Here is a 19,772-nt window from a genome sequence, read left to right on the forward strand (position 1 = left end):
GTTCATTGTAATCCCCCTTTAAGTTGGTAAATACGAATGACTTGCTCTGCGGCCAGTTCCAGCAGTGATTCCGTTAAACCCATTGCTTCGTCAAGCTTCATCGGCCGGTTCAGAATACTTATGACGGCAGATACACCATGCTCGTACAAGCTTTCAATCCCTTGTCCAATAGAGCCTGCCAGTACAATAACAGGCACGTGATATTTGCTAGCCACATGCGCGACACCGCAAGGTGTCTTTCCTCTTGCCGTCTGAAAATCAACTTGCCCTTCGCCAGTAATGACCAGATCAGCATCCTTCACTGCAGCTTCCAGCCCTGTCACTTTAGATACAATCGAAACACCTGCTTCCAATTGCCCATTCATGAATGCAACAATGCCGCCAGCTAAACCGCCTGCAGCGCCAGCCCCAGGAAGATGATGAATCGATTTCCCTATCGCTTCTTCGATCAAATCAGCAAAATGATGCAAATTACGATCAAGCTGCTGCACCATCACGGGCGTTGCACCTTTTTGAGGACCGAATACAGCCGATGCACCAGTTGGACCTATGAACGGGTTATCTACGTCGCATGCAATGATAAAGCTGCTTTCTGCAATACGGGCATCTAATCTTTCTAAGCGAATCTCGGCAATTTTGCCTAGTTCACCTCCCCCATAGCCTACTGGATGACCTTTGGCGTCAAGCAGATCCACTCCGAGCGCTTGCAGCATCCCTGCCCCGCCGTCATTCGTCGCGCTACCGCCCACACCAAGAATAAATTTCCGACATCCTTGGTCCAGACCGGCCTTAATCAGTTGACCAAATCCGTATGTCGTTGTAAGGAGCGGATTTCGTTCAGACTCCTCAATGAGATACAATCCTGAAGACATTGCCATTTCGATCACACATGTCGTGCCATCTCCTAAAATCCCGAACCCCGACTTAATTTCTCTCCCCAGCGGGTCCTGCACGACAGCTTCAACAAATTGTCCGTTTGTTCCGTCAATCAAACATTCCATCGTTCCTTCGCCGCCATCTGCCATAGGAATTACAATGATATCGCTTTCATAATTGACTCTTTTAATTCCTCTCTCAATCGCGAGGCCTACTTCCTTGGCTGAGAGACTTCCTTTGAAAGAATCAGGTGCAATGACAATTTTCACGCTCAGTCAACCCCTTCCTTCAATGTACTCATCACATTCTCAATTTCATTGACATAAGAAGCGATTTCTTGCAGCGCAGCATGTTGTTCGTGAGTTCTTATTTCATTATGTTGAGCCTGTTTTGAAATACGATCAAAGGAGCTGTTCACCTGTGCTAGAAGATTGCGAATAATTTGGACATGATTATGACTGTTCGCAGCGAGCTTCCTCACTTCTGAGGCGACTACACCAAATCCTCTTCCGGCCTCGCCTGCATGTGCAGCTTCTATCGAAGCATTGAGTCCAATCAAGTTGCTGTGATCTGCAGTTTCTTTAATAAAATTAAGTGCTTTTTCCATGGCCTGAATGTGCTCAGCAGCGGATTGCACTTCATTTAGCGCCTCTTTACTTGCCACAGTAAATTCTTCAGATTGTGCACCAATCTGCTGTATGGCAGCGGCCATTTGCTGCAGTTGATTATACACATTATCCGCGGTTTTATTTCTCTCTTCCTGCTGCTCATAATTTCGAATCCATAGAGTAACAGTACGTACAGCGACTCGTACGATTTGTATCATCCGTGCCGGGTCCCCAGACATGCCTACAACGCCTATCCGTTCGCCGTTATATTCAATAGGCAGATTACAACCCGCTCTTACTCCTTCAAGCTTCTGTGCCTCCTCCTCCGTTACGAGCGCGTCATCGATCAATTTGTCCATAATTTTCTTGGCTGCTTCATGGACAGAACCGATCCGTTCGGGGCGGGTAGAGGAAACGATGACGCCCCCAGGTCCCATAATGTTGACATGCTCACCCGTTTCTTCGTGGAGAATCTGTACAATTTCATCAAAAAAACCTTCTTTTTGAAAAAGCAACAACTTGATCACCTCTTAAATTTTGGACTGAAATTTAAAGTCATACGAGGCCATGCAATGATTATAGAATGATTATACAAAAGGTAATTTTTCTTCCTCAATGTATAAATCAACCTAGAAAAATGACTCATTTACCCATTTTTTTGTGCAGAATGCATATAAATTTTTCGTTTGTAATCACTTACATATTTAGTTTGTACAGCAGAATTGCTAATTGTGTCCGAACGGCTTGCCGAAACTGTTTTGGACTAGCCTTAAGAAAACTATCAATTCGGTCAAGACGATACATGAGTGTATTCCGGTGAATCCCCATCGTGCGTGCTGTCTCACTATAATTCATGTCACAATCATAAAATGCTTGCAGTGTATCTATCAGATCCGGATAATGAATCAACTCCCCAAGCTCTTCCTCTATCATTCGCTCTCTTGAAGTGTCCGAGATTTCTGACAATATCATTTCCAGTGAAGCATCATCGATGTGTATGATTGGTTCTTTGATGGGCATCTTACAAGCAAATTCCAACATATGCAGCAGTTCATGAAACGATCTTCCAAGCTCGTTCACATCTTTGCAAAGCTTACCTAGCGCTATTCGCGCATCCGTTTGCAATCTGTCAGAGATCGTCTTCATTATTTTTGCAGAAATATCGATGAGATCCTTCTTGGCATGCTGTTCATTTCTATAAGCCGAGAGTTCGGTAATAACAACCCATCTGTCATGGCCGAACTGCGCAAGTAGCGTTTGCTTCGGACTGCGAAACAATTGGGTAATATCCATTAGTCGATAATAGCTCTGATTGAAGCTCTCGCTCACCCTGTCATTCATTCCAAGTTGAATAATCATGATGGAACGAGGCAATGTAAGGTCGATTCCAAGCAATTGTCCTCTAGCTTGCAAAATATCCATCGAAGAGTGCTCTATGCCGGAAATCATCTCATGAACAAGGTATGCCTTGGCACGCTCTTTCATCTCAATCTGCTCCGTCAAATAGGACTGCTGAAGAAGCATCTCCGTCATCATTTTAACAGCACGACCGAAAGGAATAACGTCTGCTTCCTGCCCCGTAATGCCAATTACGCCTATAATTTCGTTATGAAACAGAATAGGCATATTAATTCCCGGTTTCGTCCCTGCCCATCTATTCGTCATTTCGGATGAAATAATGATTTCTTCCCCTGTTCGTACAACTTCAATCGCCCCTTCATGAAGCTTACCAATCCGCTCTGGATCACTGGAACTGATAATAACCCCTTCTTTGTCCATCACATTCATATTCATCTGAGTTAGTTCTTTGGTCTTCTTCACAATCATGTCTGCAAGCTGTTTCGTCACTATCATCAATCACGCCTCCCAACCAACCAAGGACTAATTCACCTTATGTCGCTTTATGTCACTTTATTAAGAAAATAACGATATTCATGAAATTAGACAAGCCTAAATAAAATGAATGTAAATATATATTGACAGTAACTTTCATTTTATATAAACTCTCATTATCAAATGTGAAATACGAAAGGTGGAGTTTGAAAATGAAAAACCTTGAAAAGCGTAAATGGTGGGTGCTCGCGACTCTGTCTTTCGGCCTCCTTGCCGTCGGCCTCGACATGACCGTTCTTAACGTCGCCCTTCCGACCTTGGCAACAGATCTGCATGCATCGACTAGCGAGCTGCAGTGGTTTGCCAACTCGTATAACCTCATGCTGGCTGCCATGCTTCTTCCTGCCGGTATGCTAGGAGATCGATTTGGGCGAAAGAAACTGCTGCTCATTGCACTCATCCTGTTTGGAGCGGCTTCACTGGTATTCCGATTCTCCGGCGATGTTGATCATTACACGAGCGGCACTCGGATTTGGTGCTGCCTTCCTGATCCCACTCTCCATGTCGGCGCTCCCTGTATTGTTCTCACCACAGGAACGAACGAAAGCGATGATGATTTGGGCGATGGCAAATATGCTTGGCATTCCTCTTGGACCGATTGTAGGCGGATGGCTTCTTGAGCATTACTGGTGGGGCTCCGTGTTCCTCATTAACCTTCCTTTTGTCGCTATCGCACTCATTGCCATATCTGTGCTGATGCCGGAATCCCGGAGCAGCGAACACCGCCCGCTCGATTTGATTGGCGTTGTATCCTCCAGTATCGGCTTGGTCAGCGTGACCTATGGCGTAATCCGTGCAGGAGAGAATGGATGGGACGACACCATTTCAATAGTCACACTATTTATCGGTCTCATCATATTGACAGCCTTCGTCCTATGGCAAAAACGTAACCGCCATGCACTCATTGATCTATCCCTGTTCGGTTCGAAAAGCTTCACTTGGGGATCTATATTGGCTACGTTGGTCTCATTCGCCTTGTTCGGATTATTATTCGCATTGCCGCAATTTTTCCAAGCTGTAGGGGGGACCGATGCGCTCACTACCGGTTTACGCTTGCTGCCGCTTATTGGCGGCTTGATTGTAGGAGCTAAAGTATCCGACCTGCTTGTAACCGCCATCGGTTCCAAAGTGAACGCCGCACTAGGATTTGCAGTCATGGCTGCAGGACTGATGATTGGGTCGACTACGGACGTACAAACCAGCTACGGGTTTATTGCAATGTGGATTACTGTGACCGGCATCGGTCTAGGTCTCGCTCTCCCTACGGCAATGGACGCGGCGTTAAGTGCTCTGTCTGCCGAAAGAAGCGGCATTGGCTCTGCACTTATTATGGCTTTGCGGCAGGTCGGCGGAGCTATTGGCGTGGCGCTTCTTGGCTCTACTCTAAATTATAGCTACAGAAGCCAGCTCGATTTGACTGGACTTCCGAATTCTGTGGTCAGTACGGTACGGCAAAGCGTATCCGCTGGTGTCGCCGTCGCCCACAAGCTGAATTCCCAAGAGCTGCTTGATAACGTTCGTAACGCTTTTATTCACGGAGAAGCAACCATGCTATGGGTATGTGGCGGAATCGCCTTACTCGGCGTCATTCTTACCCTGAGCTTCCTGCCTCGTCAAGCTAGTGGATCTCAAACAGAAGAAGTCTCCTAAAGTTGTCCACCCGTTCAACAACAGGTATACTTATGGGAAGAAATTGATGGGGGGAGGTGTCACAGTGAATACGGACGATCAGTCAAAAATCGGATTGCGCGAACGCAAAAAAATAAAGACTAGGGCGTCAATCCAAAAGCATGCTTTGCGTCTATTTCGCGAACAAGGCTATCACGAGACTACCATTGAACAAATCGCGGAAGCTGCGGAGATCTCCCCCAGCACGTTTTTTCGATACTTCCCAACCAAGGAAGCGTTAGTGTTGGAAGATGATTACGATCCTATCCTCATTCAAATGTTTCAAGAGCAGCCTCCTGAGCTGACCCCCATTCAAGCATTGCGGAGAGCTATGAATCAAGGACTTGCCATGATTCCTGAACAGGAGAAAGAAGCCCTTCGGGAACGGATGGAACTGACCTTCTCCGTTCCTGAATTGCGCGCCGCTTCACTTAATCAATTGACGGATACTTTGCGTATGATCGCGAAGCTGTTGGCTGTTCGAGTAGGGAGAGAGAGTGATGACTTCTATGTGATGTCGTTTGCTGGAGCGGTGATAGGAGTAATCATGTCGATCCTAGTCTACAGCGCAGATAAGCCCGACGCTGACTACCCTTCCTTGATTGACGAAGCACTAGCCCATCTGGAAGCTGGCTTTCCACTTCTTCCTGATTGATACGGAATTTACACCATTCAAGAAAAATAAGGACACCCAGGGGGTGTCCTTATTTTGCACTAGACTACAGCATTACAGAGCAGTATTTAAAAAGAAAGGAACTTTTTCAACACCGATCATTCGAGTGTATGTAAACAGTTGGCCTTTGTGATGAATTTCGTGTTCCTTTGCCGTATTAATCCATGCTTTACCTGGAGCGGAGAACTGATTGACGACTACAATTTGTTCTAATTGATCCTCTGTTAATGATTGGAGTTCATCTTTTGTTTTCTCCGTATATTCCTGCACAATTCTTCTGACATCATCCATCGTTTCAAACGGATTAGAAGCAGACGGCGGTACAAATTCCCCATTCTTCACCGCCTGAACGAACATATCCGTAGAACTCACAATATGTACTGCTAATGATCCGAGTGAATAAGCTTGATTCCAAGGTTTAAAGTGTGTATGCTCGTTATCAATCCCTTGAAGCAATTCAAGCAGTACACTTCGATGCCGAAGCCACCCTTGCACATATCCATCGATTTTCCCCATGTTCTACCTCCAATAAGCCCTTGGCTTCCTTTAAATCACACTTCATTCTATTATATAACTTTACTTGTAAATAATGTCAACTTATATTGCTTAATTAGCGTATAGATACGACTTCACATCTTTCCCGACAAAAGCTCTCCAAATGATCAGATTGTACGGATAATTCCAATCCATATCGTCCTGATTCCGTTCAAACATTTGGTGAAGCCGATTGTTATTAAAAATGATCGATCCCTTCTGATCAAACGCCACGCCGTCTACCCACAGCATCCGATCGTCAGAAATAAATTTATAGAATCTGTTTCTCTCTGAATGATAAATTCCAATGCCTTGCCCTTCTAACATCGTGTAAAATACATTTCCTCGGTTGTCTGCATGCATCCCGTCGGTATTCGTACGTTTACTGCCGATCGTTTGAACCGAGCTACTTATCTTCTCGAGCGGGGTATTGAAATTTCTCACAAGCGCAGTGTCTATGGCATACAGATTCCGTCCCGTCACTGGGCAGTAGTACAAGGTCCGGCGGTCCGCAGACAAGGCGATGCCGTCAGAACCAATCTTCATCGGTCTGTCTCTAAATACCGGTCTATGGACAATTTCAAACACAAAGCCCGGATAATCCTGCGTGCTGTAGTGTCTATCTAGCACTCTTCTGAACGTCTTCGTCTTCATATTGTACACAATGATTCCGCCGACAACTGGGCTCGACCATCCCCCGCCATTCCCGGAATCTGTAATATAGACGAAGCCATTTTTGTTGTCCACAACCAAGTCATTGAGAAAAGAGTACCGATACGATGCGATCTCGTTCGGAATTTTAATCGAATCGATGAGCTTGTTCTTGTTTAAATCCCAAATGACCAATTTCTGCGAACCATCCGGAGAAGGATTATATGCTATTTTACCTTGATCCAGTAGCCACATGCGATTATTCTCGTCAATTTCATACCCTAAGACGGATTGAAGTACTTTCACATCTCCTGCTTTATTCCATTCCCAGCTTGGAAATGCTTCAAGAAGCGGCTTGCCATTTTTAACTACGATACGATTCATCGTTGAAGGAATGCCCTGCGCCCAGCGCGGTACGGAGACATAATAGTTGCCTTGCTGATCGACCTTAATTCCTGCAGGCATAGACTGCTTCCAATATTGGTTCACTTCAAATTGCTGCTTCATTCTTGGATCGGCAAAATTCCAGTCCAGACGGTTCCAATGATAGACGACTTCGTAGCGGCCGATTTTTTCTGAATCCTGCTGCGAAGGAGCAGGCGCTGCGGCCCCAGTGAGCGGATACATAATATTCACACATAGCAAGACAACAAATATTCGGTAAAAAAATATGGCAGCACTTCTCAAATTGTGGAGACCTCCTATCATCTGAAAATCAGAATTATTGTGCACTTGCAAACGATAGGTAACATTCCCCATATATGTTTTGATTATTCGGATTCTCTGTTTGTCAAAGCGGCTGGAAAGTATAATAATAATATTATGTCTTTAAGAAATCATTGATAACAGATAGGATGGTCACACATATGAATGACAAAATCGTGATGCCGGTATGGACGTTCGGCCTGTTCATTGTGGTGATGAATACGACGATGTTTAACGTGTCAATTCCGAGCATTATTCAAGATCTTAGTATCTCAGCTGATCTCGGATCATGGGTTATATCAAGCTACTCGATCGGCTATGCCTTGTCGACCGTCATTTACAGCAGACTTTCGGACGCCATACCGATTCGCAGACTGCTTGCTGTAGGGTTAACTGTCCTCGGCCTTTCATCGGTCTTCGGGATCTTTGCGCATGAATTTCATCTATTACTGATTGCCCGCATTCTGCAGTCGGCAGGCGCAGGTGTAATGGCTGGCCTTGGACTCGTTCTTGCGAGTCGTTATATTCCTTATGAAAGACGCGGAAGAGCTATTGCGATGATTTCCTCAGGAAGTGCGATGGCATTCGGGCTTGGTCCAATCGTTGGGGGGCTTATTAGTGAATACTTAGGGTGGAACGGATTGTTCGCCGTCACTTGCCTCGTTCTTGTTATACTTCCAGTGCTGTACCGTATGGTACCGAAAGAACAGGCGAAGCCTTTTCACTTTGATGTTCTCGGTGCTGCGCTGACTGTCGTCAATGCGGCAACACTTTTGACAGCTGTAATGCAGCGCTCAGTCATCTGGCTAGCCGTCAGCATTGTTTCTTTCATCGCTCACGCTTCGTATCTCAAGAGAGCGAAAGAACCTTTTATTAACCCGGCCTTGCTGACGAAGCCAGCGTATAGAAAACTTTCGGCTGTAGGTTTTTGTATCTTGGTCCTTAACCTAGGCAACCTATTCCTTATGCCGCTTGCTCTAGCCAATTTATTCGGCAAATCAGCGATGGCCATCGGCTTGATGATCGCACCTGGGGCTATTTTATCCGCTTTCTTAACACGATTTGTCGGACGATGGATTGATCGGTACGGTAACTTACGATTTCTATTTCTCGGACACGGCATTCTTGCCTTCGTGTTAGCTCTGTTTGCTGCCGATCTCGCTGCCTCGCCTTTCATTATTCTTGCAGGCTACATATGCTTTTCGCCTGCCTTCTCTGCAACAATTGCATCATTAAATAACGAGACATCTCGCATTCTGCCTAAAAAGCTGATCGGCTCTGGTATGGGACTTCTGCAGATGATTCAGTTCTTCGGCGGCTCTTTTTCCGTTGCCGTGTGCGGTCTTCTTCTCGCATTTCAACAAGATGTCCCGCTTGTTAGTGCCTACAGGCACGTGTACGAACTGTTATTGCTCGTATGTCTGTGCTCACTAGGCGTGCTGCTGTGGTACCGGCGATCTAACCATAAAGAATTGGTAAATCAAGCGGCCTGACGAAGAGACATTAAAAAAGCTCAAGCGTATTTCAGCTTGAGCTTTTTTATGTAACTTTGTTTATTCCCAATATTTATTTGTCGTTAAATGTTGAGCGAATTTTTTACTTTCTTCTCTGCGCAATCTGCGCAAATCCGCGCGGCCTTTCGCCGTCTCGTACATCATTTTTTCTTCAGCCGTTTCTGGAACAACTGGTGGCACAGGGGTTGGAACTCCATTCTCATCAAGTGCCACAAAAGTTAAGAAAGATGTTGCCGCAATTCTTCGCTCTCCAGTAAATAAATTTTCCGCTATGATTTTAACGAAAATTTCCATACTTGTTTTACCTGTATAACTGACATACGATTCAAGACATACTGAATCGGTTTGTTCGATAGGACTTAGAAAGTCGACAGAGTCAGTAGACGCAGTAACGACGGATTTACGGCAGTGCCGCATCGCAGAAATGGAAGCGACATCGTCGATGTTGCGCATTAAAGCGCCGCCAAACAATGTACCATGATTGTTGACGTCATTTGGAAAGACATGAGATGTTTTAATCGTAAGCGATGTTTTACATGTGACCGGTTCCATGATGTAATCCCCTTTTTTTGACCTATACTTGTTTCCTATATATTGTAGCACATTTTTTTCATTTTTTATTACTGTAAAATGCAGAAAGGGGATATTATGCTTCGGCAACAGCGAGCTTATCCAGCGCCTTCTTCGCGAGGGCACGTGCTTCTTGGGCCGAATCCGCTGACGATAACGCTACCGCCACTCGTCGTCCTACCTTCGTAACCGGCTTACCGAAGATACGCAGCTGCGTGTTAGGTACGGACAGCGCCTCGTCTATTCCAGTAATGCGATAATTGTCCTGCTCACGACCTGCTTTCAGCGGTCGGCTGGCGCCCGGCGTCATCAGCACAATCTCTGGGATAGGATACCCAAGGATCGCACGGACGTGAAGGGCGAATTCGGAAAGATTTTGCGTCACCAGCGTCACTAATCCTGTATCATGCGGCCGCGGCGAAACTTCACTGAAATACACTTTGTCTTCCGCTAAGAAAAGCTCGACACCAAACAGACCATATCCGCCAAGCTCGTCCGTAATTGTCTTCGCGATGCGCTTTGCTTCCTCGATCTGGCTGTCTGTCATGTCGTGGGGTTGCCAAGACTCGATGTAATCCCCGTTCTCCTGAATATGCCCGATTGGCGCGCAGAAGCTCGTCCCGCTCACCGAACGAACTGTAAGCAGCGTAATCTCTGACTGGAAGCGGATAAACTCTTCAATGATGACTCGCCCGTTCTGTACTCGCCCGCCTTCCATCGCAATATTCCAGCTGTGTTCAATGTCCTTCTCTGAACGACAAACGCTTTGCCCTTTGCCGGAAGAACTCATGAGAGGCTTGACGACGCAAGGGTAGCCGATATCTTTGACTGCTTGTACGAACTGCTCGTACGTATCGGCGAATTTATACCCAGCTGTAGGTAGTCCCAGTTTCTCAGAGGCAAGCCGACGAATACCTTCGCGATCCATTGTCATTTTCGCCGCACGAGCGGTAGGAATGACGCGATAGCCCTCTTCCTCTAACTTCACAAGCTCGGAAGTAGCTAATGCCTCAATCTCAGGTACGATGAGGTCCGGTTTTTCCTGTTCGATAATTTCCCGCAGACGCTCCGGATCCAGCATATCAATCACATAACTGCGATGGGCAACATGCATGGCTGGTGCGTGTGCGTAGCGGTCTACCGCGACCGTCTCCACGCCTAACCGCTGAGCTTCGATAATGACTTCCTTCCCCAATTCCCCGGCGCCGAGCAGCAGCATTTTCTTTGTTGTTAACATTTCTTCATCCCCCAATTCATCCTATTAGAGTGCGTAGAAACATAAAAAGAGGCAAGGAGTATAAATCTCCTTACCTCTGCCCAGGCGTACGGCCGCTTCCATCTATGTGCTCCCTCATGGTTACCCATGCTCCGCCAGTCACACATAGACATTTAAGTTGTTAACTTGAGCATACTGAAATCTTCGAGGAATTGCAATATATCGTATCGCATTTCATTTCAAATTCATACTGTTACGTTTGCACCTTCGAAAGCAATGATTTTGGCCCGGGCGTCGTCTGGCAGCGGCAAGCTTTTCCCGCTCTTTGTATCGATATAAACCATAGCTCCTCGGCCGACTGCCTTCAATTCACCTGTCAGGGCTTGGACGACTGCATATTCCAAATCGAATGAGGAACGACCAAGCTTAGCGATTCTTACATGGAGCTTCAGCGGATCTTTTATGAAAATTTGCCCTAAATACTGACATTCCAAATCCGCAACAACCGAAATCGTTTCTTGGTTAAAGAGAGAATCTGATAATTCCAAATGCTCAAGATAATCCACCCGGCCTTGTTCGAAATAAATAAAATAGCTTACATTGTTGAGATGTCCCAGTAAATCCGTCTCTGAATAACGAACTTTGATAGGAATTGAAAATTGGAACTTTTGGAGCCATCCCTGCGGATCAGGCTGAACATACGATATTTGTCTCATCGTTCTTCCTACTTCCCTATGTATTGTAAACTTCATATTCAATTTGATTATACTAAACAATTTTTATCTAGCCAATTATTACCATATAAAAGAATCATACCATTCTGACAGTCGAGCACCTTTTTGTCGAATGGCCACGAATTTGCCCGCTTAAATGACTAGATTCAATAAGGCTTATTTCACATGCTGCCGCAATATAATTTTGCTAGACTATGATTGTAATGAAATTAGGTTAAGGAGGATGAACAAATTGGACAAATCAAACCTGGAACATGCCAATTACGTTCGGATACCCGGCAGTGAGCGAACCGCTTTACCTAGTGCTCGAAAAATAGGTTCGGCAGAGCCAAACGAGCAGATGTCCGTGACTGTACTCGTACGTCGTCCCTCTATTACCAACATTAAGCCGAGTCAAAGCCGATTTCTTAGCCGCGAACAATTCGCTGCTGACCACAGCATCGACCCTGAAGATTTGAAGAAAGTAGAGCAATTCTCACATGAACACGGACTCGAGATTAAGGAGATTAACGTCGCTGCAGGAACTATAGTACTGACAGGATCGATACTCGATTTTAGCAAAGCCTTTGATGTTGAACTCACGAATTACGAACACACGGATTTTACTTACAGGGGACGTGAGGGCCATGTCCACATACCCGAGGACCTCGCTGATATCATTGAAGCCGTTGTAGGTCTAGACAACCGTCCGCAAGCTATTCCTCATTTTCGCATTCTTGAAGAAACTGAACCATTTGCAAGAAGTAATGCGGCCAAACCATCCTTCACACCACCCGAAGTGGCACAGCTCTATAACTTCCCATCTGATATAAACTGCAATGATCAATGCATCGGCATTATTGAATTAGGCGGCGGCTACCGCAGCGATGATTTGGAAACGTACTTCAATTCTCTCGGTATTCCCAGTCCAACCATTACAGACGTATCTATAGGGGGCAAAAAGAACCAACCAACTGGCGATCCAAATGGACCAGACGGCGAAGTCGTACTCGACATTGAAATAGCCGCGGCTGTTGCACCAGGAGCACGTATCGCTGTTTATTTTGCTCCAAATACAGATGCTGGATTTCTGCGCGCCATTACGACTGCTATCCATGATAACGTCAGTAAACCTTCTGTGATCTCGATTAGTTGGGGTAATGCTGAGAGCAGGTGGACACTTCAGGCGATGAAAGCTATGAATCGTGCCTTCCAAGATGCGGCGGCACTTGGTATTACGATTTGCTGCGCTTCAGGAGATACAGGCTCGTCCGATGGTATAAACGATGGTCTTGTTCATGTTGATTTCCCGGCTTCGAGTCCTTACGTTCTAGGATGCGGCGGCACGCGCCTTGAGGGCTCCAATCATACAATTACAAATGAAGTTGTGTGGAATGAAGGAATAGACAGCGGTACTGGCGGCGGAGTGAGTCATGTATTCGATCTGCCGAGCTGGCAAGAGAAAGCTCATGTTCCTCCTTCAGCAAACCCTGGAAGCCGAGCAGGGCGCGGTGTTCCTGATGTGGCTGGCAATGCCGATCCTGCTACTGGTTACGAAGTATTAGTTGACGGAAGAAGATTTATTATTGGCGGAACGAGTGCGGTAGCACCCCTGTGGGCAGGATTGATTGCAATCATCAATCAGAAACTAGGTCGATCGGTTGGCTTTGTTAACCCTGTTCTCTATAGCTTATCTCCTGAAGGAAAAGCATTTCACGACATCACAATCGGCAACAATGACACCGATCATGGAACCGGACCTTATCCATCACAAGCAGGCTGGGATGCTTGTACTGGCCTAGGCAGTCCAGATGGCACACAATTGATGAAGGAACTTATTACACGGTACAGTTAACTGCCGAAGAAATCAGAGGTCAGCCGGATCTTTCTGGCTGACCTCTTTATTCATACTCTTCACCATGATATATGACGAAACCGACCGGTCTGTGCGTAAAATGGATACACGGCTCTCCTTCGCGATTGTCCGGGGTAATGTACACATGGTTTTCATCTATATATTCGCCCTGAAGTTCGATCGATTGTCCTGCTTCAAGTCCTTGGATAGGCTTAGGAATTCCAAGATGATCCCCGTAACGAACTGCAACAAAATGCTCTTTCTCCAAGTTAACTATAGAAGGATCGCTTCCCTTAATGCTAATGATTTGTTTGATCATCACAAAAAAATGGTGGTGCATTGATCCCTTCGCTTCTGCATCTGGATGCACTTTAATAATGTCAGCTATGACGTGAATAACCGGTCCATGCAAGGAAAGCGGATGGAGCTGATGACCGTAACAATCGTCCGTAATCGTATGTCCGAAATGCGGGTGTTTAAATAGGTTATTTTGATGACGAGACAGCAAAAATGATCCTTTCATCATAAATCCCTCCTTAAGCATAAATGGACGTATATATAAATTAATTATAGTTTTGAACATCATAATAATATATAGGTTCATAGAAGCAGGACTACCTGCTCTCCTATCTGTTGTAATATATTGTAAATTGACTTATTCATTCTCCTTTGCTAGATTGTTTTTTAATTTAATAAAGGAGAGATTACTTTGAGGAAACTGGACACCTTATTTATTGGATTCATGCTGTTTTCGATGTTTTTTGGAGCAGGGAATCTGATTTTTCCGCCATTTCTAGGAGCGCAGTCTGGAACCTCATATTGGCTCGCGATGTCAGGATTCATCGTTACAGGAGTTGGACTTCCTTTTGCCGTACTGTTTGCGATTTCCCTTGTACAAGGCGGCATTCAGACGATTGGGAATCGTGTTCACCCGCTATTCAGTACCATCTTTATGGTTATTATTTATTTATGTATTGGGCCATTCCTTGCCATCCCTAGAAATGCCAATGTTGCATATGAGATGGGGATTAAACCGTTCCTTGGCAGTTCATCCTCGGCATGGGTGTTATTCTTATTCACCGCTCTATTCTTTGCCGTTGCGTATATCGTGAGCTTAAACCCGTCCAAAATGGAAAAATATATGGGGCGCTGGATTACGCCTGCCCTGCTCATCTCAATGGTTGTCTTATGTGTAGTCGGATTTATTAAACTGGATGATCCCTTCCAATCCCCAATAGGACAATATACTCATGGAGCTTTTTCTACAGGGTTCATTGAAGGATACAATACGATGGATGCACTTGCTTCATTGGCTTTTGGGATTGTCATTCTTACAGCAATCCAGCAAAGAGGCATACATGACAAAAAGCAATTGACCAAATATACGCTCACAGCCAGCTTAATTGCCGGAGTATTGCTTGCAATGATTTATGTGAGTCTCGGATTAATTGGCGGCAAAATGGCTGCAAACGGCTCGTTTACAAATGGTACGGACATCCTAACGTCTGCCTCGACCCTTTTACTCGGACAAGGCGGAAAGGCGCTCCTTGGATTCATCTTTACTCTTGCTTGCTTTACAACCGTCGTAGGATTGACAACAGCTTGCGGCCAATATTTCTCGAAGCTCATTCCAAAGGCAAGCTATAAAGCTGTCGTAACCATCGTCACACTGATCGGTTTCACTCTATCGAATCTAGGGTTAAACCAAATTCTTAAAGTGTCAGTTCCATTCCTTGTTACTGCTTATCCGTTAACGATCGTCTTAATCACGTTAACCTTTTTCCACCGTTTCTTTAACGGTTCGAGAAAAGTGTATGCGAGTGCTCTTCTATTCACAGGTGTGATTGCCTTAATTGAAGGATTAAATTCGTTCGGCTTGGATTTAGGACCGCTTCAGACCTTTAGAGACATTCTTCCACTATCCTCCGTTGGATTAGAATGGATTCTGCCAGCTCTTGTAGGTATTGTTGTAGGTATGGTCCTTAGCAGATTCAGCAAAAAATAGATTTTATAACAGAAACTGCTATAAATTTCTTACTGAGACATTAAATGACCGCCCTATTCATCGAGCAGGTTGCATTGGCATCCTGCTCTTTTTCATTTAGTTAAGCCGAAAGTAAAACTTATATTACCAAGTGGATAAGTTCGCAACAATTTGATCAACCTATTTGAATATAACGATAGGGGGTTATTTAATGTGGATTTTTTGGCTTTACATATTGAATGCAATCTTTATGTTAATCATAGCGATCCGCGAGGTGCGCAGGCCGGCAAAAGCTTTAAATTGGCTAGCTATAGGTCTTATTTTGCCAATTATCGGTTTCGGATTATATCTCATGATTGAAAATCCAGTGAGCATTCGTCGGGAAAGACTCACTTCTCCGCACAATGAGTCAGATCCATTACCGGATTCGTTCAGCCGTACATCCTCGATCATCGCTCAATCTTTAAGACAGTTGACAGTTCATGGGCTTAGGATGGGCCGAGTCCAGATGCTTACGAACGGCATTGAAACCTATGATAAACTCATCGAATCCTTACAGAACGCGCAAAGCACCATTGATGTGGAATATTACATATATCGGTATGACCAGATTGGCAAACGGATTACGGACGTGCTGATCGGACGGGCTGAATCCGGTGTGCATATCCGTTTCGTTAGAGACGGTTGGGGAAGTAGACAATTTCCACGTAATCAGATCAATCGGATGATAGACGCCGGAATTGAGTGCCGGACGATATTTCCATTACGTTTTCCTTGGATACCTACTTTGACTTACCGCGATCATTGTAAGATTGTCGTGATCGACGGAAAAGAAGCTTTTACAGGTGGTATCAATGTTGGATATGAGTATACTGGATTAAAGCCAGACATAGGATTTTGGCGCGATACCCATATGCGAATAATAGGGGAAGCTGCAAGGGATTTGCGGACAATATTCGATGCCCATTGGAACATCGCTTCGCAGGAAAGGATGAAAACAAAGACACCGCAGAAGCCCGCTCAAGATAAAAGGTATAAGTCACAGCACATCACTCCATCAGGCAGAGTAGCTCTTTCCGGATGGTCGGAAGAATGGGGTGCTGAGTTTGTTACGGGCGTTGATCCCATTCCGGGCTCAGAGGCGTTGCATAATGCATACATCCAGACGTTGGAAAGTAATCCTGGAATTCCAACTCAAGTCATCCGTCAGGCCTACTTTATTTGTCTGACACAAGCGACTCATACCATTGACATAATCACCCCTTACTTTGTGCCTGAAGCGGATATCATTATGGCCCTAAAGACAGCCGTGGCACGCGGTGTACGTGTAAGATTGCTAGTTCCGCGCCGAGTAATTCCCCAAATCGTGGGGCCTGCGAGCCGTACTTACTATGGAGAACTGCTTGAAGCAGGGGTTCATATTTATATGTATGAGAAAGGAGTGGTTCACGCGAAGGTGATGATCATCGATGAGGAAATGGCTGGGATAGGTTCAGCGAATTACGATATGCGAAGTTTTCGTTTGAATTATGAGGTCATTGAAATGGTGTACAGTGCTGACGTGGCCCGGGAACTCACGGAGCAATTCGAGCGCGATCTAATGGATTCCGCACCTTTGCTTATAGAAGAATTGAAACAGCGCTCCTATCCACAGCGTGTAATCGAGCAAGCAACACGCCTATTTTCTCCTTTATTATAAAACCTTGAATCTCTATGCATTTTTAAATTAACTGGGCAAGGAGTACTTGCAGTTCCTCGTCTGTAAGATCTCTCCACTGCCCTTTATCTACGCCATTTAAGTAAATGTTCATAATTCGAACACGCTCAAGCCTTTCCACTCTATTAATTCTCATATAAAACTCGCTTTCCTAACTGATTTATTCATTGTATATGAAGTTAAAATAAAAAACATCCGATTTTAATAAAATCAGATGCTGTACGATTGAGCTAGACTATACCGGATACACCGGATGTTTGCGCTCTGAAAAATGATAGTTTTTCGACGAATATACTTCAAATCGTTTGATTAATTCGTCTCTTAATGAACCCGGAGAAATAATTCCGTCGATGACCATTTCTGAAGCAAGGTGATACAGGTCTATGTCTTTACGGTATTCATCCCGCTTCTCAGAAATGAAACTTTCTCGCTGCGATTCAGGAAGTTCGGCGATTTTGTTCGCATATACTGCGTTTACCGCAGCTTCAGGACCCATGACGGCAATCTGCGCTGAAGGCAATGCGAGACTGCAGTCTGGTTCGAACGCAGGACCAGCCATTGCATACAGACCTGCTCCATAGGCTTTTCGGACGATAATAGAGATTTTAGGAACCGTTGCTTCGGAGACGGCCGCAATCATTTTTGCCCCATGCCGAATGATTCCCGCCTGCTCCACTTGAGTACCAACCATGAACCCAGGGACGTCTACCAGAAACAGAAGTGGAATATGGAAAGCATCACACAGCCAAATAAATTTGGCCGCTTTATCGGCAGAATCATGAAATAAGATCCCCCCCTTTACCCTCGGCTGATTCGCAATGATTCCTACTGGCTTCCCATCCAGCCTTGCTAAGCCTGTAATGAGTTCCTTGGCAAACAACCTCTTGATTTCAAAAAAAGAATCTTCATCCACGATCCCGTCAATCAATTGGTACATGTCAAATGCAGTATATTGATCTTCAGGGATAATCTCTTCAAGTGTCTCCTCCATATGTTTCGGAGGCTTTGGCTCCATGACAGGCGGTCTTTCCGAATAATTGGCCGGAAAATAAGCGAGATAATCTCTGGCAAGCCTAATCGCTTCTTCTTCGCTTTGAGCAAGCACATCACCACAGCCGGATATGGAACAGTGCATTCTGGCACCTCCAAGCTCTTCCAAGGTAGCCTTCTCCCCAACAACCATTTCGACGATGCGCGGAGATCCGAGGTACATCGAAGCATTCCCGTTTACCATGATGACAATATCACAAAAAGCTGGAATGTAGGCTCCACCCGCTGCTGACGGACCGAATAAAAGGCAAATTTGCGGAATTTTCCCCGACAGCTTTGTCTCATTATAAAAGATTCTTCCTGCACCTCTGCGGCCCGGGTACATCTCTAGCTGATCTGTAATGCGTGCACCCGCGGAATCCACTAAATATAGGAGCGGCACCCGCATTTTATCCGCCGTTTCCTGCATGCGAATCATCTTCTCCACCGTCCGCGATCCCCAAGAACCAGCTTTAACTGTCGAGTCATTGGCAATGACACATACCGTCTGCCCGTGTATTTTACCTATGGCAGTTACTACCCCATCAGCAGGCAGATCAGGCTCTATGCAGTTGGCAAACAACGCATCCTCAAGCTCGAAACCCGGATCAAACAGCTTTTGTAGACGGTCACGAACAAACATTTTCCCCTGTTCAGCATTTTTCTCATGATACTTAGGGGCTCCGCCCTTCTTAATCTGCTCGGTCCGTTTCTGTAAATCATCATCCTCAGGTTCAAATAAGTTGAACTTCATTGTCGATTACTCCCCTTTAAATACCGGGTGGCGTTTCTCTTTAAATGCTTGCAGTCCTTCCAAGCGATCCTTCGTCGGAAGAATCACTTCATACGCCTGCCTCTCAATCGCAAGTCCGGTATGGATATCAGCGTCCAATCCCTTATCAATAGCGTACTTGGCCTGTGCAATAGCAATTGGAGCGTTCCGCACAATCTTCTCCGCTAATTCTATGGTTGTACCCATCAAGGCGTAGGCTGGTGTTACATATTCAACGAGTCCGATATTTAGCGCCTCCTCTGCTCCAATTCGTCTAGCTGTATAAATGAGCTCTTTCGCTCGCCCTTTACCAACGAGCCTTGGCAGCCGCTGCGTTCCGCCTGCACCAGGAAGAATGCCAAGGGACGTTTCGGTAAGCCCCAGATTCGCGGTCTCGGAGGCGATACGTATATCGCAGGCAAGCGCAAGCTCCAATCCTCCTCCGAATGCCGCACCGTTAATTGCCGCGATAACCGGTTTAGGGAGTGCCTCCAGCCCATTGATCGTATCACCAATTAACTCAACGGCATCACGTGCTTCCAGGTCATTCATAGCTGCACGTTCTTTCAAATCAGCACCTGCACAGAACACTGTATCCCCCGCTCCGACTATAATTACACAGCGCGTGACAGGATCGGATTTGCAGCCTTCAATTGCTGCCTGAAGCTCACGCAGCATTTGCATGGATAACGCATTTGCTGCTTGAGGACGGTTCAAGGTAAGGATCGTAATTCCCTGACCATGCTTTGAGACCAAAACTGCTGTATCCATGCTGGCTCCTTTCTTAACATCCT

The 19,772-nt window shown here is 45.5% G+C and carries 17 protein-coding genes, 1 pseudogene and 1 riboswitch; of the genes and pseudogenes, 6 read left to right on the forward strand and 12 right to left on the reverse strand.

The window, feature by feature from the left end:
* Positions 1-2 precede the first annotated feature (2 nt).
* The 3 genes from J2Z20_RS12235 to J2Z20_RS12245 form a co-directional block, all read right to left on the reverse strand.
* The gene (locus J2Z20_RS12235) at positions 3-1,145 is read right to left on the reverse strand and encodes a glycerate kinase (protein ID WP_209850441.1); all 1,143 of its coding nucleotides are present in this window, start codon (positions 1,143-1,145) and stop codon (positions 3-5) included.
* A 2-nt stretch (positions 1,146-1,147) separates the two neighbouring features.
* Complete coding sequence (locus J2Z20_RS18010; RefSeq protein ID WP_245252302.1) at positions 1,148-2,002, reverse strand: sugar diacid recognition domain-containing protein; 855 nt, start codon at positions 2,000-2,002, stop codon at positions 1,148-1,150.
* A gap of 178 nt (positions 2,003-2,180) precedes the next feature.
* Positions 2,181-3,338: a CdaR family transcriptional regulator gene (locus J2Z20_RS12245; protein WP_209850444.1), complete on the reverse strand. Its 1,158-nt coding sequence runs from the start codon at positions 3,336-3,338 to the stop codon at positions 2,181-2,183.
* Positions 3,339-3,604: 266 nt separating this feature from the next.
* Between J2Z20_RS12245 and J2Z20_RS12250 the strand changes: the two are divergent.
* Together J2Z20_RS12250 and J2Z20_RS12255 are read left to right on the forward strand one after the other, a co-directional pair.
* Positions 3,605-5,027, forward strand: a pseudogene (locus J2Z20_RS12250) (DHA2 family efflux MFS transporter permease subunit).
* A gap of 64 nt (positions 5,028-5,091) precedes the next feature.
* Positions 5,092-5,700 (forward strand): acyl-CoA-like ligand-binding transcription factor, encoded by a 609-nt coding sequence (locus J2Z20_RS12255; protein ID WP_342454308.1) that lies wholly within the window; start codon positions 5,092-5,094, stop codon positions 5,698-5,700.
* A 72-nt stretch (positions 5,701-5,772) separates the two neighbouring features.
* On the opposite strand, the gene J2Z20_RS12260 is transcribed toward J2Z20_RS12255, so the two are convergent.
* On the reverse strand, positions 5,773-6,234 hold the full coding sequence (locus tag J2Z20_RS12260; protein ID WP_209850450.1) for a DinB family protein: 462 nt from the start codon (positions 6,232-6,234) through the stop codon (positions 5,773-5,775).
* Between the two features lie 90 nt (positions 6,235-6,324).
* Entirely contained in the window at positions 6,325-7,410 is a 1,086-nt protein-coding gene (locus J2Z20_RS12265) for a major royal jelly family protein (RefSeq protein ID WP_245252323.1), read from the reverse strand.
* A gap of 359 nt (positions 7,411-7,769) precedes the next feature.
* Here J2Z20_RS12265 and J2Z20_RS12270 point away from each other — a divergent pair, with 359 nt between their 5' ends.
* Positions 7,770-9,101 (forward strand): MFS transporter, encoded by a 1,332-nt coding sequence (locus tag J2Z20_RS12270; RefSeq protein WP_209850463.1) that lies wholly within the window; start codon positions 7,770-7,772, stop codon positions 9,099-9,101.
* 60 nt (positions 9,102-9,161) lie between these two features.
* Here the strand turns inward: J2Z20_RS12270 and J2Z20_RS12275 are convergent, their stop codons facing one another.
* The 3 genes from J2Z20_RS12275 to J2Z20_RS12285 form a co-directional block, all read right to left on the reverse strand.
* Positions 9,162-9,674, reverse strand: a complete 513-nt coding sequence (locus tag J2Z20_RS12275; RefSeq protein WP_209850466.1) for an acyl-CoA thioesterase — start codon at positions 9,672-9,674, stop codon at positions 9,162-9,164.
* A gap of 94 nt (positions 9,675-9,768) precedes the next feature.
* Positions 9,769-10,929, reverse strand: a complete 1,161-nt coding sequence (gene purT / locus J2Z20_RS12280) for a phosphoribosylglycinamide formyltransferase 2 (RefSeq protein ID WP_209850469.1) — start codon at positions 10,927-10,929, stop codon at positions 9,769-9,771.
* 71 nt (positions 10,930-11,000) lie between these two features.
* Positions 11,001-11,081: riboswitch (ZMP/ZTP riboswitch) on the reverse strand.
* Between the two features lie 72 nt (positions 11,082-11,153).
* On the reverse strand, positions 11,154-11,624 hold the full coding sequence (locus tag J2Z20_RS12285) for an acyl-CoA thioesterase (RefSeq protein WP_209850473.1): 471 nt from the start codon (positions 11,622-11,624) through the stop codon (positions 11,154-11,156).
* A gap of 241 nt (positions 11,625-11,865) precedes the next feature.
* Here J2Z20_RS12285 and J2Z20_RS12290 point away from each other — a divergent pair, with 241 nt between their 5' ends.
* Positions 11,866-13,476, forward strand: a complete 1,611-nt coding sequence (locus J2Z20_RS12290; RefSeq protein ID WP_209850476.1) for a S53 family peptidase — start codon at positions 11,866-11,868, stop codon at positions 13,474-13,476.
* A 46-nt stretch (positions 13,477-13,522) separates the two neighbouring features.
* Here J2Z20_RS12290 and J2Z20_RS12295 read toward each other — a convergent pair whose 3' ends face one another.
* Positions 13,523-13,999: a hypothetical protein gene (locus J2Z20_RS12295; RefSeq protein ID WP_209850479.1), complete on the reverse strand. Its 477-nt coding sequence runs from the start codon at positions 13,997-13,999 to the stop codon at positions 13,523-13,525.
* A 186-nt stretch (positions 14,000-14,185) separates the two neighbouring features.
* Between J2Z20_RS12295 and brnQ the strand changes: the two genes are divergently transcribed.
* On the forward strand, positions 14,186-15,481 hold the full coding sequence (brnQ, locus tag J2Z20_RS12300) for a branched-chain amino acid transport system II carrier protein (protein WP_209850483.1): 1,296 nt from the start codon (positions 14,186-14,188) through the stop codon (positions 15,479-15,481).
* A 190-nt stretch (positions 15,482-15,671) separates the two neighbouring features.
* Positions 15,672-17,159 (forward strand): phospholipase D-like domain-containing protein, encoded by a 1,488-nt coding sequence (locus J2Z20_RS12305; RefSeq protein ID WP_209850486.1) that lies wholly within the window; start codon positions 15,672-15,674, stop codon positions 17,157-17,159.
* Positions 17,160-17,181: 22 nt separating this feature from the next.
* On the opposite strand, the gene J2Z20_RS18015 is transcribed toward J2Z20_RS12305, so the two are convergent.
* The 3 genes from J2Z20_RS18015 to J2Z20_RS12315 all read right to left on the reverse strand — a co-directional run bounded on the left by J2Z20_RS18015 (position 17,182) and on the right by J2Z20_RS12315 (position 19,749).
* Positions 17,182-17,313 (reverse strand): hypothetical protein, encoded by a 132-nt coding sequence (locus J2Z20_RS18015; protein ID WP_415640025.1) that lies wholly within the window; start codon positions 17,311-17,313, stop codon positions 17,182-17,184.
* 99 nt (positions 17,314-17,412) lie between these two features.
* Positions 17,413-18,960, reverse strand: a complete 1,548-nt coding sequence (locus tag J2Z20_RS12310; protein ID WP_209850489.1) for an acyl-CoA carboxylase subunit beta — start codon at positions 18,958-18,960, stop codon at positions 17,413-17,415.
* 6 nt (positions 18,961-18,966) lie between these two features.
* On the reverse strand, positions 18,967-19,749 hold the full coding sequence (locus tag J2Z20_RS12315) for an enoyl-CoA hydratase (protein ID WP_209850492.1): 783 nt from the start codon (positions 19,747-19,749) through the stop codon (positions 18,967-18,969).
* Between the last annotated feature and the right edge of the window lie 23 nt (positions 19,750-19,772).

It is taken from the genome of Paenibacillus sediminis, assembly GCF_017873765.1.
In the GTDB taxonomy this organism is placed as follows: domain Bacteria; phylum Bacillota; class Bacilli; order Paenibacillales; family Paenibacillaceae; genus Paenibacillus_AG; species Paenibacillus_AG sediminis.

Excerpts from the sequence above, each read along its gene's own strand:
- J2Z20_RS12275 (WP_209850466.1), bottom strand. The coding sequence starts at position 9,674 with ATGGAACCGGTCACATGTAAAACATCGCTTACGATTAAAACATCTCAT.
- J2Z20_RS12285 (WP_209850473.1), bottom strand. The coding sequence starts at position 11,624 with ATGAGACAAATATCGTATGTTCAGCCTGATCCGCAGGGATGGCTCCAA.
- J2Z20_RS12315 (WP_209850492.1), bottom strand. The coding sequence starts at position 19,749 with ATGGATACAGCAGTTTTGGTCTCAAAGCATGGTCAGGGAATTACGATC.
- J2Z20_RS12290 (WP_209850476.1), top strand. The coding sequence starts at position 11,866 with ATGAACAAATTGGACAAATCAAACCTGGAACATGCCAATTACGTTCGG.
- J2Z20_RS12265 (WP_245252323.1), bottom strand. The coding sequence starts at position 7,410 with ATGAAGCAGCAATTTGAAGTGAACCAATATTGGAAGCAGTCTATGCCT.
- J2Z20_RS18015 (WP_415640025.1), bottom strand. The coding sequence starts at position 17,313 with ATGAGAATTAATAGAGTGGAAAGGCTTGAGCGTGTTCGAATTATGAAC.
- J2Z20_RS12305 (WP_209850486.1), top strand. The coding sequence starts at position 15,672 with ATGTGGATTTTTTGGCTTTACATATTGAATGCAATCTTTATGTTAATC.
- purT (WP_209850469.1), bottom strand. The coding sequence starts at position 10,929 with ATGTTAACAACAAAGAAAATGCTGCTGCTCGGCGCCGGGGAATTGGGG.
- J2Z20_RS12260 (WP_209850450.1), bottom strand. The coding sequence starts at position 6,234 with ATGGGGAAAATCGATGGATATGTGCAAGGGTGGCTTCGGCATCGAAGT.
- J2Z20_RS12295 (WP_209850479.1), bottom strand. The coding sequence starts at position 13,999 with ATGAAAGGATCATTTTTGCTGTCTCGTCATCAAAATAACCTATTTAAA.
- J2Z20_RS12310 (WP_209850489.1), bottom strand. The coding sequence starts at position 18,960 with ATGAAGTTCAACTTATTTGAACCTGAGGATGATGATTTACAGAAACGG.
- J2Z20_RS12245 (WP_209850444.1), bottom strand. The coding sequence starts at position 3,338 with ATGATAGTGACGAAACAGCTTGCAGACATGATTGTGAAGAAGACCAAA.
- J2Z20_RS12270 (WP_209850463.1), top strand. The coding sequence starts at position 7,770 with ATGAATGACAAAATCGTGATGCCGGTATGGACGTTCGGCCTGTTCATT.